This is a genomic window from Streptomyces sp. NPDC048590, from assembly GCF_043199535.1.
Classification (GTDB): domain Bacteria; phylum Actinomycetota; class Actinomycetes; order Streptomycetales; family Streptomycetaceae; genus Streptomyces.
Map to the genome: position 1 here is coordinate 39,780 of NZ_JBICWC010000007.1, position 14,711 is coordinate 54,490.

Here is a 14,711-nt window from a genome sequence, read left to right on the forward strand (position 1 = left end):
CCATCCGGTACGGATAGGCGAGACCTGCGGGCGTAGCGCCGTGATGACGGCGCGAGCAGCGCCGCTGGGAGTCTTGTACTGCCCTGCCCCGGGGCCTTCGGGGATGCTCAAGGCGCCGGTGGAACGGTCGAAGTGCCCATTGATGCGCCTGCGCTGATTGGCGTCGGACCGCGCTCCTTGCGTTTGCTGGTGGAGGCGTCGTAGGTGCGTGTGCAGCACGCTGAACTCGGTACAGACCCGCACCGAGAGGAAGGTCGGGAAGTCAGGGCTGACCTGAAATGGTCAGTCCTGGCGGTGGGAAACGGCGGGCGTGCCCTCAACGCGGCTGGTGCGCATGGTGAGTCGGCGGCACCAGCTGCTCGCGGTGTATCGCGTGGCAGAGGGCGGGGATGCGGCCGAGGATGTCGGCGGCCGAGGCGATGAGCTGCTGGGGTGAGGGCCCGAGGACAACGACCGGCCCCGAGGAGGCGGCAGCACAGCGGCGCTGGTTCTCCACGGCGCGAGCCAGCGCTGCGGTCAGCTCGGCGCCGGTGTCCTGGGCGGCCTTGGCGATCTGCGCGAGACGTTCGAGGAGCAGCAGGTCCTCGTCCGTGGTGTGCGGCCTCGCCTGCGTGAGCTCGAGAAGTATTTCCACCGCACTGCGGGCGAGGGTCTGCGCATCGGTGATCCAGATGACCAGGGTGCGGGCGCGGCCCGTGCCGCCGCAGCGCAGGGAACGGTGCAGGGCAAGCGTGTCGATGATCAGGCGTGAGAGGGCTTCGGCCGGTGCAGGGGAATCAGACACGGTGCTCCGCGGGGTGGGGTAGGCGCAGTGCCTGGGCGAACGAGGCGGCCACAGCGGGGGCCTGGCCGGGGCCCGCCAGCAGGGCACGGACCACAGGGGTGCCGATGACGACCGCGTCGACCAGCGGGGCGACCTGTGCGGCGAGGGCAGGGCTGGAGATCCCTACTCCCGAAACGACGGGGAGCGAACTTGCCGTCCGAAGACGCTGGGTGAAGTCGGCGAGGGCAGGGATGTCCAGGGCGCCCCGGTAGCCGGTGAGAGCCGTACTGGCGGGCGCGTAGAGCCACCCCGACGCCCCGGAGACCGCCTTCGTCAGACCGGACTCGCGGGTTTGACGCGAGACGAGGCTGGGAGTGAGCAGGCCCGCATTGCTCGCGGTCTCATGCCAGCGTGCGGACAGGTGAGCGGGCAGATCGACGATCATCACCCCGGCGGCGCCGGCGTCGGCGAACAGGCCGGCAAGGTACTCGGGGCCGTAGCGACTGACGGGTTCCCAATAGGTCATGACGATGGTCGGCCGGAGGCGTGCGGCGTGCTCAACGGCGCGGACGGTGTGATCCACACCGTGGCCGTGTCGAAGGGCGCGGCGGTAGGCGGACTGGATGACGGGGCCGTCGAGAAAGGGCGCGTGGTGAGGAAGGCCGATCTCGAACAGGTCGGCTCCGGCCTGCGCGAGGCAGTCGAGGTGGAGCTGCTCAGTGGTCTGCGGATGCAGGCCGGCGGGGACGAAAGCACCGAGTCGGCATGCGGGTTGGGCGAGGAGAGTGCCGAGTTTCTGAGCGGCGAGCAGGATGTTCCTTTCCACGGGGGTCAGTGGTTTCGGGCGGTGAACAGGAGGTGGGTCAGGCTTTCCACGACGGCGTGGGGGTAGCGGATGGGAAGCGTGTGGGTGGCCTGGTCGGTCACCACGAACCGTGCCTGGGGCAGGCGGCGGGCGAGGGCCCGGGTGTGGTCGGCGGGCACGTGGACGTCAGCGGAACCTGCAAGGAGGGTCAGGCGCTCACCCAGGGTGCGCAGCCCGTCGACCGGACGGGATCCGCGGATGGCGAGCGCTTGCCAGAACGCGGCGATGTCACGGGTGGCGGTGTGGTGCAGGCCGCGCCGACAGGCGACTGGCACGCTGGTGCCACCGCTCTCGGACGCGGCGGTGGACAGGGCCCAGGGGCTGGAGCGAGGCAGACGTCGCCGTACCGCGTCCACCACCGCGGGGGCGTGGGTGCAGGTATGTGCGAGGAGGTCGCGACCCCAGCTGAGGAGCCGGGTCCGCAGCCCGGGCACGGGGCGGGTGGTGACCGGTCCGTCGGGCGTGGAGATCAGCAGGAGGCCCTGTATCCGGGGGAGCAGGTCCGGACGCATCGTCGTCAGGGTCTGCAGGATCATTCCGCCCATGGAGTGGCCGGCGAGGACCAGCGGACCGTGCGGGGCGCAGTTGTCGATGAGGAAGGAAAGGTCATCGGCGAGTTTTTCGAGCCTGATCGGGGCTGTTCCCCGGGTGGACTGTCCGTGTGCGCGCTGGTCGTAGCGCACGACCCGGATGCCCTGTGCGGCGAGAGGCGGGGTGTGCAGGCGCCACAGGTCCGCGGTGACGGACAGCCCGTGGACCAGAACGAGGGTGACGGGCGCGTCGGCCGGCCCGTCGAGGTAGGCGGTCAGTTCAGCGCCGTCGGGCAGGTACACGCGGCGCGTGCTGGTGGGGGAGGGGAGCGAAATGATGAGCGAGCTTTCTGCAGTGGGAAACGAAGGACCTGTGTGCGGGGGTCCGCCAGGGGCGCTGAGCAGGGCTGCGGAGGCGGCGTCGCGGGATCCGGTCGGCGGCGAGGTCAGCGGTGGCGTACGGCACGGCCGAGCTGGGCTCCGGCGTGGTGGACATGCGGGTTCACAGCGGCTCCACGGGCCGGGGTGATGAGCACTTCGTCCAGCTTCTGCACGAAGTACGGGACATCGCGGAAGAGACGTTCCACCGGGGTGGTCGTCGCGAGGTGGGTGAAGAACTGGGCGACCAGGGGCTCGGGCACCTCCGGGGTGAAGGTGGCGCTCCAGTGCGTGTCGAAGCCGTCGTACACGGAGTGTTGGATCCGCCACGGGTGCATGGGGTCCGTGCTGTGCTCGACGGTGCAGTGGCCGTCGGGAGAGGCCCACGCCACCCCCGACGAAATGGAGGACGCCTCCCAGCCGCTGGTCTTTGCGAGGTGGGCCACGGGCTCGGTCGCCAGGGGTATGCGCTCGGCATGCCGGCGGTCACCGAGCAGCTGGGGCAGGGCCTGGGTTACGGAGGCGACGGCCTCGCTCGGCGTCTGCCGGCTGAACTCGATTCTCCAGTAGGGCTCGTGGTGGGCGATGGTCCACCACACGCCGTCCTGACGGTTGGGGTCGAAGTCGAGGAACACGCTGCCGCAGGGGCTGTCGATGTCGATGCGGCCGGTCTGCGGATTGTGCTCGTAGGGCCACGTGAACAGGTGGACCAGGGGACCGATGACGTCGTTGATCTTGTTCATGCCGCCGCCGGCCAGGTACCGCGGCGAGACGAGGACCAGATCGTTCGGGGCGAACGTGTTCACGGCTTCCTGCCGCCCGTGTTGCGGGGTGTCGGCGGCGGTTTGGCCGGTGACGGTGCCTGGGAGCGGTGCGGCTTCTGGAAATCCAGCGCGAGCTGCCCGGCGGCCGTGACCACGACGTCCTGACTCACGTACCTGGAAGTCCGCGCTACACGGATCAGGCGCTCCTTCTCCAGCATGCCGAAGGGCTTGGGGTGGATGATCCGGCCGTCGCTGTCGGTGATGCGGACGGGGCTCTTGAGCGGTGCGTATCGCCGGGTGCCGCCTCGGGCGATTCGTTCGAGCACCGCGTACTGGGCGGGCGACAGCTCCGGCAGGTCGGGCCGGTGTTCGGGGTGCTCTGTCAGGTCGCGGATGATGGCGGATGCGGTGTACTGGCAGCAAGAGGCGCTCAGTTCGAGGTGCTGGGCGGCGGTGGCGAGGCTTTTGGCCAGGACCGGTGCGGCCTCGGTGTGCCGCGTCTGGCGCACGAACTCCTCGCCGGCAGGCGGGCCGTCGGCGAAGAGTGCGCCGTCGAGCGGGTTGTCGCCGATGGCTCGTGCCAGCTGGGAGGCGGCGATCGAAGCGGACGCGGTGATGCCGCTGAGCGTCTCCAATGAGACCCGGCTCCCGGGCACGGCGGTGTACTGACTGCCGTCCAAGACGGACAGCCGGACCAGGGACCGGCTCACGAGGTCGTGGATGGCGAGGATCTGCGGGCCGACCTGCCGCAGCAGGTCACTGCCCGGCTCGGGGGCGAGCGCGGTGACTTTGGTGTGCAGGGCGGTGAAGTCGGCTCCGAGCTCGCGGAGAAGGTCGATCTGGAGCGGCAGGTCGATGTGGCGCAGGGGGATGATGGGCTCCGGTGAGTTGCGGATCCGCGCGACCTTGAAAAGGGGCGGCGCTGGAGGGTCGGTCAGCGGCTTCGGGCGGCCGTCCGCGCGCTGGCAGGGGCGGGCGGCGAAACCGTTACCGACGGGCTCTTGGCGGCCGGAGGCAGGCCGAGGGTGGAGGCCAGGGCGGTGGTTCCAGCCGAGGTGAGACGGACTCGGTCCTGCAGCGGCCCCCCGACACAGGCAGGGGATGCGGACTGCGGGACGCGTTCGACGAGGTCGTTGGCCTCCAGCGACCGCAGCGTGCCGATCAGCACGCGGGCGTCCCGGGAATAGACGTAGTGCCGACCCTGGGATGTAGTGGCCACGACGTGTCCGCGTGCGATCTCCTGCAGGGCGAGGTCCTGTGTGGCGGTCAGTTGCAGGTCTGGAACGTCGGTGGTGCTCCAGCGTCGGCGCCGGATCTCTCCGGCTACGCGCACGGCGCTTTCCACGGCAGCCTCTGGGGCCAGCGCGGTCAACGCCCGCGCCACCGACAGACGTTGCTCTGTGCAGGCGGTGCTCAGGAAGGCGAGCTGCTGGAGGCGGAGCGTCGCGTCGGCCACCTCGGGACTCTCATAGAGCCGCTCGTTGGTGAGCGCCTGAAGGGCGGTGCGGGTTGCTGATGCGAGTCGCCGTGCTGAGGCGATGTGGGCGTCAGGCTCGTAATGCCCGCTGGCATGGAGAAGAAGGTCGAGCATGTCGTTGTGGCGGGTGTACTGGTCCGCGAGCAGCAGCAACCGTTCGACCGACGTCGGCGGAGCGGGGACCTCAAACAGAAGGCCCTCGACGGGCGGTGTTGTCATGCGCGGCGCCGGGCAGCGCGTGCGAGCGGTGCGGCGAGTGCCGGAGCGGGTGCGCTGGGAGCAGCGGGAGGCTGCGGTGCCTCCAGCGCGGTGCGGGCTTCGGTCAGGGCCCGGCCGGCGTCGTCGAGGTGGGCCAGCAGGCGGCTGTGGTAGTCGAGCGAGTCGAGCTTGGGCTGCACCGTGGTGGTGAGGGCGATGAGTGGGGTGAGGGCCTGCGTGTAGTGGGCGATGGCCTGTCCTAGGTGGCCAGCGGTCGTACCGAGGATCTCGGCGGGCGGGAGGCCGGCGATGTTCGGGGCGAGCTCGTACTCGGCGTCGGCGGTCATGCGCGAGGTGAGGTGGCACAGCAGGCCAATGTGCCGCGTGGCGTTGAACAGGCCGGTGCCGTCCACGGTGATGTGGTGGTCGCGCATGTCCGCAGCTACGGCATCAACTGCGTGGCGCGGGGACATGTCATCGAGGTCGGTGGGTTCGTAAATGTGCAGGTCATCTCCAGGAGTGTGAATCCGCGCTCGTCCAGCCCGTCCCGCAGACGGTTAGGGCGAGACGTTTGCTCAGGGGCTCACAGGAAGCGGGCGACGTGCCCGGGAGGGGGTGTCATCTGGCCCGAGGCAGGCGGCCGGCGTTTAGTTGCCAGGCGCGCGCAGTCGTCCACCTCACGGGAGCGGATCGGCGCCGGGCGCAAGTACATACGGCTCAGGCGGCTTGCCCGAAGCCGGACTGTGTCGGCGCGTGTTTCGCGACGGCGCGGTCGGTGATCGCCTTCGACGCACGGGCGGACGCTGCGGACAGTTCTTCCGCACCGGGCTCCCGGTACCAGGGGCGCAGGTCGAGCATCGCGGCCCGCATGCCGGTGGCGAAGCAGAGCGCGGTGCCCTTGGGCAGGGCGCGGATCGCGTCGGCGGGCAGGATCCGCTCCTGCCGCATCGACACCGAGGTCGACTTGCCCGACTCCGAGTGCGAGGTCGAGGTCGTCTCGACGTCGTGGTCGCCGATCAAACGGCTGAGCTTGTCCGCGAAGTCGGGGTCATCGATCCCGGAGCCGATGACCTTGACGGTGGAGGCGCTCCACATGGCGTCCATGCCCGCGTCGCCCCAGACTTTCTGGCCCTGGCGGTAGCTCTGGAGGATCGTGATGGGGATGATGCCGCGGCTGCCGAGGTGGGAGTACAGGTCCGGAAGGTCCGAGATTTTGCAGACGTTGGCGGCCTCGTCGAGGATCGCGAGCATCGGCGGGTCGAGGCGTCCGCCGGCGCGTTCGGCCTGGGCGGTGGCGGCGCGCATCACCGAGTCCGCACATGCCGCGATCAGTGCCGAGGCCCCGCCGCCGCCGTCCTTGCTTAGCAGGAACAGCGTGTCGGTGGAGGTGACGAAGTCGGCGGGCCGGAACTCGGCGACGTCCTTCTGCGGCGTCACCCACGCGGCGATCTCGGAGTTGAGCAGGGCGGCGGCGTACTGGCGGGCGGTCTCGTAGATGCCGTCACGTGTCTCCGGCGGCCCTTCGACAGTGCCCTTGAGCTGAGCGGCGACGGCGGCGAAGTCGTGGTCGCGGAGGATGTCGAGCGGAGCGCGGTCGGCGGGGAAGGCGAGCCACTGCATGATGTCGGTGATCGGCCGCTCGTCGAGGGCCGCGGCCAGGAGCAGCTGGGACAGGATGTTGCTGCCGGCCCTGGACCAGAAGTCGCCCTGTTGGGAGGCGTCCACCGAGGCTGCGAGGAAGTGTCCGGCGAGCCGGTTCGCCCCGTCCAGGGTGGTGGCGCTGGCGAGGGGGTTCCACCACATCTCGCGGGCAGCGTGGGCGATCTGCTGCGGGTCCATGGTCCACACCGTCCCCGCCGCCGCCCGGGCCTCGTAAGCGGTGGTGAAAGCGTCTCCGGCGGCCTTGTTCGAGGTGAGGAGGACCGGGCCGGGGGCGCTGAGCATGGAGGGGATGGCGAGTGAGGTGGTCTTGCCGGACCGGGGGGCCATGATCGCCACGGCGACGTCCTCGAAACCCATCCGCACCTCGTGACGGCTGCCTTGAAGGTTACCGAGGAGGATGCCGGTGTCCTTGGCGGCGATGTGCTTGGCGTCCTTCAGGCTCGGACGCAGTGAGCGGGCCTTGTCGGTGATCGCCTTGGCCATCAGCGGCTCGATGTCCCGGGCCTTGGCCATGGCGGTGACCTTCCTCCGGCCGCCGCCTCGGTTCTTGTACCGGACCCATAGGAGGACCGCTGCTGTTCCAAGGGCCAGGAACAGGAGTACGGGGACGATGCGGGTCCCGATAAGCAGGGCCGATTTCCCCGCGTGGGGCCAGACCTGCTCGGGGTGAAGCAGGGAGGCGGTCGGCTGGTAGGGGGCCCAGGCGGTGCTGGTGAGGTAGGCGGTGATGTTGCCGCAGAGCCAGGCGAGGTGGGCCAGGGGAACGACTATGGCGAGGACGCCGAGCAGGAGGCGCAGGACGAGGTCGTATCCGTCGGTGTTGCTGTTGGAGGAGGAAGGGGGCAAGGGGCACGTGCTTCCGGGCGGGGACGGGGGTTCAGCGGCTGCGGCGCTTCTTGGCCGGCGGTTGTCGCGAGGGGGCCGGACTCATCGGCGGGGCGGCCTGCCGGGCGGCGAGGGAGTGGACGCGTTCTTCCAGCGCCCCGGCGAGGAGTTCGGCGCGTACGTCCGTGGTCTGGCGGGTGACGATGTTCGGGTTACGGGTTGGGAGGCTGCCCCCGCTGTCGACGCGAAGCACGGGCTTCGGATCGGCAAGCGCAGCGGTGAACGCGGTGACCAGTCGGGCGGGGATGTGCTCACCGAAGCGGGCCTGCCATACCGGCCGGTCCGGGCCGAGGGCGGCGGTGACGAACCAGGCGCCCGGTTCTTCCGCGCTGCCTAGCCGCTGGAGGCACGCGGTGCTGTCGGGTGACGCGAGGCCGTTGCCTGCGGAGGTGGGCGACCAGCCGGTCTGTCGAAGGGGCTCGTACGGATCGAAGGGAGCGTCAGTCGGCGGGGCCGGGTCGGTGAGGGCGTCGGTGGCGGCGGCAATGAGTTCGACCGGTGTGCGGGCGCCGAAGCTCGCGTACCAGGCGGATTGTTCCGTTTCCCCCGCGTGGCTCAAGGTCCACCACTGGCCTGCGGGGTCGGGCCACAGATGCAGGAGAGCCTTGTGGTCAGGGCTGGAAAGCAGGACCTGCGGCACCAGGGGATCGTCGCCGTGGCTCCAGCCGCATGCCCTGTGGAGGGGCACGGTGACCCAGGCTGGGTCGCCACCCCCGGCGAGATGGCGGGGGGTGATGAAATCGACTTCGACGGTCTCGAGGATCGGGGACACGTTCACCGCCGCACGGGGGTTCGCCGGCCAGGTGCGGGAACCGTGGTCGGAGGCGGAGCCAGGGGCGAAGAAGTGTGCCGGGCGGCGGAGTTGATCTCGCGCAGGGTCTGGCCGTGATTGGCCCAGTCGTCGAGGTAACTCCACGATTCGGCGTGGTGCTCGGCGAGTGCGTCATCGAAGACCGGGGTTCCGGGCTGGGCGTTGGCGGGGAGGCTGTCGCGGGTTTCCAGCCACCGCTCGTGCAGCTCGTCGAGCCGGTCGAGTGCGGTCTGGAGCACGCCCAGTTGGTAGACCCAGCGGTTTTGCACCGCGGTGGGGGGGAGGTATCCGAGCTGCACTTCGGCCGTGGCCAGCAGGTGGCGGGCGCCAGTGCGGATGTCCTCGAACGCTTCGGCGGTGTCGGCGTCGCGCCGGCTGGCGCGCATTCCGTAGGCGTGGTCGTCGTGGGGCCAGCCGTCGAGGTCGGTGTGTTCGTCGGAGTAGACGTCCCACGCGTCGAGGATCTTCTTGCTGTCGCTCAGGTAGCGGTCGAGGTGACGGAGGAGCTTGCGGTGTGCGGTGTGGTCGGCGGAGATGGTGAGGGTCCTGTCGGGATCAGCGGCGAACGGCCGGGCGAACGGCACGGGCCGTGGCCGGAGTTACTGCGGGCTGGGCCCGTTGCTGGCGGCGGGCGGTGCGGGCCTGTACTCGGATGGCGTCGAGCCGGGTGCTGTGGGCTGCCACGACGTCCTCGGGAGTGAGCCGGCTCAGGCTCTGTTCGGCGCTGTAGTGGGCGGTCCGGTCGTACATGGCGCGCTGGAGCGGGGCGGGGTCGGCGAGTGCCGCGGCGAAGGCACCGACGAGGTGTTCGGGCATGGACTCGTCTATGAAGGCGTGCCAGATCCGGGGGCCCATCGGCGTCTCGAATCCCGGCTGGCAGGTCTCCACCCGCCAGGACGACCGCCATACGCCTTCGTCCGTCGGCCGATGTACGTGGCACATCCCGTCGGGGGAATGGACTGTGGTCGCAGATTCGAGAATCCACCCCGCCGACTCCAGAACCTGGAACGGATCGACGTGCTCCGTGGGCGTCGGGGCGATGAGGGCGTCGGTGAGACGGCCCAGGATTTCGGCAGGGACGAGTTCGCCGAACTCCGCGTACCAGCCCCGCTCGGTGCGGATGGGTTCGGCCTGCAGCCGCCACCACGCGGAGGTGGCGGACTGCGGGTCGAACTGCATGCTGTAGCGCTGATCCGGGCTGCGCAGCACGATCTCGGGGCTGAGCGGGTCGGATGTGCAGGTCCATCCGGCGGCGGCGAGGCCATGGGTGACGTGGCGGGCATCCCCAGAGCCGGCCAGGTGACGCGGACTGGTGTCGAACGGAAGCTGGGTGGCGTGCCTGTGCGCGAAGGCGGCGAGCTGCCGCTCGCTCACCGGCACCAGCTGCACCCCTGCTCGCTGTCGTACGCCTCGTTCAGGGAGCGCAGATCATCGACGATGTAGTGGAGGGTGTGCTGGTCGGACTGCTGCAAGGCGGCGGTCCGCAGCTCTGCCACGAGGAGGGCGGTCTCGGCGGTGCGCGAGTCGTCGAGATGGCTCTGTACCGCGCGGGCCAGGGCGCGCAGGACGTCGGCGAGCTGGACGGGGACGCCGGTGTACTCGTCGAGAAGCGGCTCGACGAGCGCGAGGGCTTCCTCGGGGTCGGGATCATCGCGCAGGAAGTCGGTAAGGTCGGCGAGCGTTTCGGTCAGGGTGCGGATGGTGTCCGGGGTGGGTGCGGGCATCGGGCTCCTTCGAACGGGGAGGCGGGTCAGCGGCGGGTCCGGGAGCCGCCGGCCGGTGCGTACGGGCGGGTGTCGGTGCGGGGCCGGGTGCTTTGCACGCTGTTGCGGGCCCAGGTGGCGGCGCGGGCTGCCGTGACGCGGGCCTGCTGCCACGCGCTGAGCTGGGAGGGCTTGACGGAGACCGACCAGGTACGGATCTGCGCGCTCATGGGGACGCGTCCGCGCGGGCGCATCACGGGATCGGGCCCGGCGAGTTCGGCCGAGAAGGCTTGCACCAGGTGCATCGGTGTGTTCGGCGTGAAGGTGGCAGTCCAGCCGTTGCCTTGCTGGTCCTTGGCTCCGGTCCACCACATTGCCGAGCCGTCGGGGCTGTGGTGGTACTGCATCCATGCGGTGCCGTCGGGGCTGGTGGCCATGTAGAGCTCGCCTTGGAAACCCATGTCCCACTCGTGCTCCTTCAAAGGCGCCCAGACGTTGGGGGCGTGGGCGGAGCGGGGATGGGTGAGCGCGTCGGTCAGACCGGCGACGATCTCCACCGGCGTCTGCCGGCCCAGGTGAGCCGCCCACTCCCCGTTCGCCCCGTCCGCCCTGCCGTGGATGGTCCACCCGCCGGGCAGGACGTAGGGGTCGTAGGCGACACGAAGGGTGCGGTCCGGGCTCTCCATGTGCAGAGGACCGCCTGTCTTGGACTTGTCCCGCCATCCTGAGGCGCGCAGGAACTCTGAGACGTGCCGGATGTCCCCGCCGCCGGCCAGGGCCCGGGGCTGGACCAGGTAATGCTGCTCGGCCTGCTCTCCCGGACCCCAGCCGGACCACTGCTTCCTCTTCTTCACCGGCGCCGCCGGACCACGAGCGGTGCGGGGGGTGGAGGCTTTGCCGCAGTAGTGGAGGGCTGGGTGCCGACCTGCCGCAAGGTGGCTTGGTGTTCGTCCAGGTCGAGGCTGATGTCGTGCAGTTCGTTCGAGGCGCGGCCCAGAGCGAGCCACACCTCCGGGGGTAGGAGGCCGAGTTCGGCCTGGTTCTTGGCGAACACACTGCCGGTGGTGACGAGGTGGGTGATGCCGCCGAGCACTCCGGCGTCCGGGTCGAGTATGCGGGCGATGACCTGCGCGGCCTGGGGCGGGGGAAGCTGGGAAAGGTGGTCGGCGAGCTGGCCGAGCCGGCGGGTGATGTCGTCGGCCAGTTCGACCGGGCAGGGGGCGGGGTGGGACATGCTCCTCCGGGTCGGTGGACGGTCAGTGGTAGTGGCGCTGTCCGACGCGCTGCCTCTCGGAAAGGACGGCCTCAGGGCGAGCGCCGGCCAGGGGAGAGGCGCGGTCGGAGCTAGCCAGAATGCAGGCGCGCAGGTAGCGGCGGAACAGAGCGGTTGCGAGGCGGGGCTTGAGCCGGTGGCTGATGGGCGGGGGCGTGCGGGCTACAGGTTTCTCCGGGAATCGAGCGGGGCGACGTGGCCCCGGAGCGTGCCGGCGCCACCAGGTTTTACGGGGTGCGCGACGGGCCGGTGCGAGGTGGAGCTGGCGCTGGCTGGTACCGGGCTCAACGACGGCGGGAGGCCGGGGGTCGGGTGGGACTCGGCGGTGTGGAGGCCGCCGTCTGCTTCATCGCCCTCGGGCCGCCGGCACGCGGGTACCTGCCGGCACCGGCGGCACGGCGGCCGGAGCGGACGTGGGTGCGGCCCGGCCTGCGAGATGCTGAAGGGCGGTCCCGATACCGATCGCCTCCAGCTGCGGGCCGATCTCACGCAGGGCACGAGCCTGCGCCTGGGTATCGTCGCTGTTGAGGCGGTGGATGCCGCTTTGCGGGTCCTGAACGAAGCCGTTGGCGGTGAGGACCGCTGCGGCGCGGCCGTCGACAGGCGCGGTGGCGACGCTTCCGTCCGGCTGCCAGGTCAGGACGACCCGGTCAGCCTGGGAGTGCTGGATGCCACCCAGGGCGTTGTGCCGCACCTGGGCGAGCGCGGCGTCGTAGCGGGGGAGCAGGTCGCCGGCAACCTGCTCGGCGCTCAGGAACGGGTCGTCCGTCAAGGCGATGCCGTTGGGTTCGGGCACGGCGCGGTACGCCTCGTCGGGCAGGGCGCTGGGGGCGACTGCGGCGATGAGGAATCCGTCACGCTTGTCATGCCGGTCAAGGACGACGAGCTGGGCGCCGTCCGGGCGGCTTAGGACGGCGGCCTGCTGATGGGGGTGTTCGGCGAGAAAGTCGGCGACAAGGTCCAGGTCCCAGATCCGGTCGGCGAGGCTTCTCATCGCGTCGGCCGGGACGGGGGAGCTGATCCAGGTGTCGGGGAGTTCGCCGACGAGGACGTCGGCATAGGAGGCGAGGCGCTCGGAGGTGTCGTGGTCGTGCATGGTGTCCTTGGGCGAGGTGGGAGTCAGCGGCGCAGTCCGGCGGCCACCGGGGGCGGTGGGGCAGGTAGCGCGCGCCGGGGGCGGGCTGGCGCACACAGCGGAGCGCTCGGTTTCGGTGGCGGGGACCTCTCCGCTGCAGGTGTTGCGGCCCGGGGTGTGGTTCATGCCGGTCGGCGAGAACGTTGCGGGTGTCGGAGAGGTCGGTGCGGAAGACGCACAGGTGCCCGTCGGCGAGGTCGCGCACCCGCCCGCGCGATGTGGGGGTCGGCTGCCTGGCCGGAAGTTGGCGGTGACGGTGAGAATTTCATCCAACGCGGCGAGGAGGCCGTCGTGGGGTGGTGGTCAGCTCGGTCAGTGCCTCAGCTGTCGCGTTTGTAGTAGCGGCCTCCCGAAGGCGCTCGACGAGGGGCAATGAGACGTTTGTCCTACGGTGATCGGTGGGCGCTGCGCGGGGGTGAGGGTGGCACGGCGGCGATCCGGGCCTGGGCCATCTGAGCGGCCGTGGTGTGCAGGTCCTGCTGGAGGGCGAGCAGGCGGCGGGCGAGCAGCTCCAGGCGGTGAGCGGTGTCGACGGCTTCGGACTGGCGGGCGAACCGGTGCGCGGTGTGCTCGATGAGTCCGCGGACTGCGGCCAGCGGACCGACCTGTTCGTCGGCGAGCTGGGTGAGGACGCTCGCGAGCTGGGCCGAAGCCGTCGGCGCCATCCGGAGGGCAGGCCGCGTTGTGGGCCCGGTGCGTACTGGGGAGATCAGGTGGAGGTCCTGTTCGATGCGGCGGGCTTCGTCCGCGAGGCACCGAAGGACGTCGGTGGGCGGAGCGTGCCACGCGCCGTCGAGGTGGATCAGGTTGGCGATCAGGTCGAGGCGCCCGGGCCGGGCCTGGACGGCGATCCACGCGCAGCCGCTTTCCTTGCCGGGGATCTCGATGCCGGCGGTCCGCGCGAGCCGGTGCGCGACTTCGGCCCACTCCAGCCCGGTCAGATCCCGGTCATCCGGGTGCAGACGGACATCGAGATGGAGAATCGCCGCCCGGTCGTCACCGGGGCTGGCGGCGAACGGATGCTCCAACAGGGCCTCTTCGACGTGATCGGCCCACTGCAGCGACGTCCAGGTCCTCTGCTCGTCATCCGCGATGAAGCGGTTCATACCGGGCCAGCGAGCGACGATCGTGTACTCCGGCAGACTCTGGTCTGGTGACAGGGGACGCGCCAGCGCTTCTTCGAGCGGGTCGTGCGGAGTGCGGGAGCGCCCGTGCAGGCGGGGGATCACCGGCCGCTCCGGACGTCGGCGATGTGGACGAGGTGCCCGAGGGCGGTGGTGGTGTACCAGCCGCAGTTGATCAGATCGTTGCGGCCGGCGAACCGCGCGAGGAGCGCGTCTTCCATGGCCCGGAGGTAGATCAGGCAGTCCGGGCAGCGGCGTGAGAGGTGCACGAGGTAGCGGGGGTGGGCAGTGACGTAGGACTGGGTGCCGCCGGTCGCATCATGCAGTCGCCATCCGTCCTCGTCGGTAGGGGTATGCCAGGACGGAGCGACGACGCGCATCGAATCTCCCCACAGTTCACCTGCGGCGACCCCTTTGAGAACGACGACGGTGTCGCCGGCCTGGAAATGCCGATGTGTGATATCTCGGTCGGGGGTGAGCGGGTCGGGTGTCGGCGCGAAGGCCGAGGTGGGCGGGGGCTGGAACATGCGGTTCCTTCCACGCAATCGGTGGCGGGGTGGGAGGAACAATGGTCCGGAGGAACGCCGGTTTGGCTAACCGGCGTTTCCCGGCTATGTTCCCTGCGATCAGCGGAAGGGGTTCTCCGTCCCGCGGTCCGTCTCGGCAGCTGCGTCGAGGAGTTCGGGCACGTCGGTGCCCTCGGCGTCGCGCTGGTCGATCCACCACCCGGCCCGGGTGATCGAGCGGGCCTTTTCCTCCAGCTCCGCCCAATCCGCCTCGTCCCAACTCCCCTCCACGACCAGCACGGTGTGTGCGAGCGTCATCAGCTGGTGGCGGGACCGCTCGCCCCAAGCCAGAGCCCGCTCCGAACCCTCCAGCGGCGGCATGTCGAACTTCTCGGCCCACTCGGCGGCGGCATGCTGCTCCTCGGAGCGCTTGGTGGCGAGCCACTTCTCCTTGGACTCGGTGTCGCTGTCGCGCGACGCCTTCCAACATTCGGTGCAATTCCTGCCCGCGAGCCATCGGGCGAAGCCGGCGCGGCGGTCGGCGGGACGGTCGGACAGATCATGGACGATCGAATCACCGCACAGGTGCTCGACGGTCCATTCCGTGCGGACTCCCGGGTAATTCTGTTTCACGGGC

The 14,711-nt window shown here is 70.3% G+C and carries 19 protein-coding genes; 1 reads left to right on the top strand and 18 read right to left on the bottom strand.

The window, feature by feature from the left end:
* Window positions 1-316: 316 nt before the first annotated feature.
* The 5 genes from ACGFNN_RS21000 to ACGFNN_RS21020 form a co-directional block, all read right to left on the bottom strand.
* The gene (locus ACGFNN_RS21000; protein ID WP_393557816.1) at window positions 317-784 is read right to left on the bottom strand and encodes a hypothetical protein; all 468 of its coding nucleotides are present in this window, start codon (window positions 782-784) and stop codon (window positions 317-319) included.
* On the bottom strand, window positions 777-1,589 hold the full coding sequence (gene trpA / locus ACGFNN_RS21005; protein WP_393557818.1) for a tryptophan synthase subunit alpha: 813 nt from the start codon (window positions 1,587-1,589) through the stop codon (window positions 777-779). Before trpA ends, ACGFNN_RS21000 begins: the two co-directional genes overlap by 8 nt.
* Before the next feature lie 5 nt (window positions 1,590-1,594).
* Window positions 1,595-2,461 carry an alpha/beta fold hydrolase gene (locus ACGFNN_RS21010; RefSeq protein ID WP_393557820.1) on the bottom strand — a complete coding sequence of 289 codons (867 nt, stop codon included), beginning with the start codon at window positions 2,459-2,461 and terminating at the stop codon, window positions 1,595-1,597.
* A 143-nt stretch (window positions 2,462-2,604) separates the two neighbouring features.
* Window positions 2,605-3,342, bottom strand: a complete 738-nt coding sequence (locus ACGFNN_RS21015) for a DUF317 domain-containing protein (RefSeq protein ID WP_393557822.1) — start codon at window positions 3,340-3,342, stop codon at window positions 2,605-2,607.
* Window positions 3,339-4,010, bottom strand: coding sequence for a hypothetical protein (locus tag ACGFNN_RS21020; protein WP_393557824.1), 672 nt, complete (start codon window positions 4,008-4,010; stop codon window positions 3,339-3,341). Before ACGFNN_RS21020 ends, ACGFNN_RS21015 begins: the two co-directional genes overlap by 4 nt.
* 6 nt (window positions 4,011-4,016) lie before the next feature.
* Between ACGFNN_RS21020 and ACGFNN_RS21025 the strand changes: the two genes are divergently transcribed.
* Complete coding sequence (locus ACGFNN_RS21025) at window positions 4,017-4,187, top strand: hypothetical protein (RefSeq protein ID WP_393557826.1); 171 nt, start codon at window positions 4,017-4,019, stop codon at window positions 4,185-4,187.
* A gap of 47 nt (window positions 4,188-4,234) precedes the next feature.
* On the opposite strand, the gene ACGFNN_RS21030 is transcribed toward ACGFNN_RS21025, so the two are convergent.
* From ACGFNN_RS21030 to ACGFNN_RS21090, 13 genes are all read right to left on the bottom strand, one after another.
* Window positions 4,235-4,996, bottom strand: a complete 762-nt coding sequence (locus tag ACGFNN_RS21030; protein ID WP_393557828.1) for a hypothetical protein — start codon at window positions 4,994-4,996, stop codon at window positions 4,235-4,237.
* Entirely contained in the window at window positions 4,993-5,409 is a 417-nt protein-coding gene (locus tag ACGFNN_RS21035; protein ID WP_393557830.1) for a hypothetical protein, read from the bottom strand. Before ACGFNN_RS21035 ends, ACGFNN_RS21030 begins: the two co-directional genes overlap by 4 nt.
* Window positions 5,410-5,692: 283 nt before the next feature.
* On the bottom strand, window positions 5,693-7,483 hold the full coding sequence (locus ACGFNN_RS21040) for a type IV secretory system conjugative DNA transfer family protein (protein ID WP_393557832.1): 1,791 nt from the start codon (window positions 7,481-7,483) through the stop codon (window positions 5,693-5,695).
* Window positions 7,484-7,514: 31 nt separating this feature from the next.
* On the bottom strand, window positions 7,515-8,294 hold the full coding sequence (locus ACGFNN_RS21045; RefSeq protein WP_393557834.1) for a DUF317 domain-containing protein: 780 nt from the start codon (window positions 8,292-8,294) through the stop codon (window positions 7,515-7,517).
* Window positions 8,295-8,296: 2 nt separating this feature from the next.
* The gene (locus ACGFNN_RS21050) at window positions 8,297-8,917 is read right to left on the bottom strand and encodes a hypothetical protein (protein ID WP_393557836.1); all 621 of its coding nucleotides are present in this window, start codon (window positions 8,915-8,917) and stop codon (window positions 8,297-8,299) included.
* Window positions 8,889-9,713, bottom strand: a complete 825-nt coding sequence (locus ACGFNN_RS21055; protein ID WP_393558428.1) for a DUF317 domain-containing protein — start codon at window positions 9,711-9,713, stop codon at window positions 8,889-8,891. The genes ACGFNN_RS21050 and ACGFNN_RS21055 overlap by 29 nt, the downstream gene beginning before the upstream one ends.
* The gene (locus tag ACGFNN_RS21060; RefSeq protein WP_393557838.1) at window positions 9,704-10,057 is read right to left on the bottom strand and encodes a hypothetical protein; all 354 of its coding nucleotides are present in this window, start codon (window positions 10,055-10,057) and stop codon (window positions 9,704-9,706) included. Before ACGFNN_RS21060 ends, ACGFNN_RS21055 begins: the two co-directional genes overlap by 10 nt.
* Before the next feature lie 26 nt (window positions 10,058-10,083).
* Window positions 10,084-10,890: a DUF317 domain-containing protein gene (locus tag ACGFNN_RS21065; RefSeq protein WP_393557840.1), complete on the bottom strand. Its 807-nt coding sequence runs from the start codon at window positions 10,888-10,890 to the stop codon at window positions 10,084-10,086.
* On the bottom strand, window positions 10,887-11,270 hold the full coding sequence (locus tag ACGFNN_RS21070) for a hypothetical protein (protein ID WP_393557842.1): 384 nt from the start codon (window positions 11,268-11,270) through the stop codon (window positions 10,887-10,889). Before ACGFNN_RS21070 ends, ACGFNN_RS21065 begins: the two co-directional genes overlap by 4 nt.
* A 385-nt stretch (window positions 11,271-11,655) precedes the next feature.
* Window positions 11,656-12,405, bottom strand: a complete 750-nt coding sequence (locus ACGFNN_RS21075) for a hypothetical protein (protein ID WP_393557844.1) — start codon at window positions 12,403-12,405, stop codon at window positions 11,656-11,658.
* A gap of 425 nt (window positions 12,406-12,830) precedes the next feature.
* A complete protein-coding gene (locus tag ACGFNN_RS21080; protein WP_393557846.1) occupies window positions 12,831-13,673 on the bottom strand; it encodes a relaxase/mobilization nuclease in 843 nt (280 codons plus the stop codon).
* Window positions 13,670-14,095 carry a hypothetical protein gene (locus ACGFNN_RS21085; protein WP_393557848.1) on the bottom strand — a complete coding sequence of 142 codons (426 nt, stop codon included), beginning with the start codon at window positions 14,093-14,095 and terminating at the stop codon, window positions 13,670-13,672. Before ACGFNN_RS21085 ends, ACGFNN_RS21080 begins: the two co-directional genes overlap by 4 nt.
* A gap of 99 nt (window positions 14,096-14,194) precedes the next feature.
* A complete protein-coding gene (locus tag ACGFNN_RS21090) occupies window positions 14,195-14,644 on the bottom strand; it encodes a hypothetical protein (protein WP_393558430.1) in 450 nt (149 codons plus the stop codon).
* Window positions 14,645-14,711: the final 67 nt, after the last annotated feature.

Coding starts and splice junctions, on each gene's coding strand:
- ACGFNN_RS21030 (WP_393557828.1), bottom strand. CDS start 4,996: ATGACAACACCGCCCGTCGAGGGCCTTCTGTTTGAGGTCCCCGCTCCG.
- ACGFNN_RS21035 (WP_393557830.1), bottom strand. CDS start 5,409: ATGCGCGACCACCACATCACCGTGGACGGCACCGGCCTGTTCAACGCC.
- ACGFNN_RS21060 (WP_393557838.1), bottom strand. CDS start 10,057: ATGCCCGCACCCACCCCGGACACCATCCGCACCCTGACCGAAACGCTC.
- ACGFNN_RS21070 (WP_393557842.1), bottom strand. CDS start 11,270: ATGTCCCACCCCGCCCCCTGCCCGGTCGAACTGGCCGACGACATCACC.
- ACGFNN_RS21075 (WP_393557844.1), bottom strand. CDS start 12,405: ATGCACGACCACGACACCTCCGAGCGCCTCGCCTCCTATGCCGACGTC.
- ACGFNN_RS21085 (WP_393557848.1), bottom strand. CDS start 14,095: ATGTTCCAGCCCCCGCCCACCTCGGCCTTCGCGCCGACACCCGACCCG.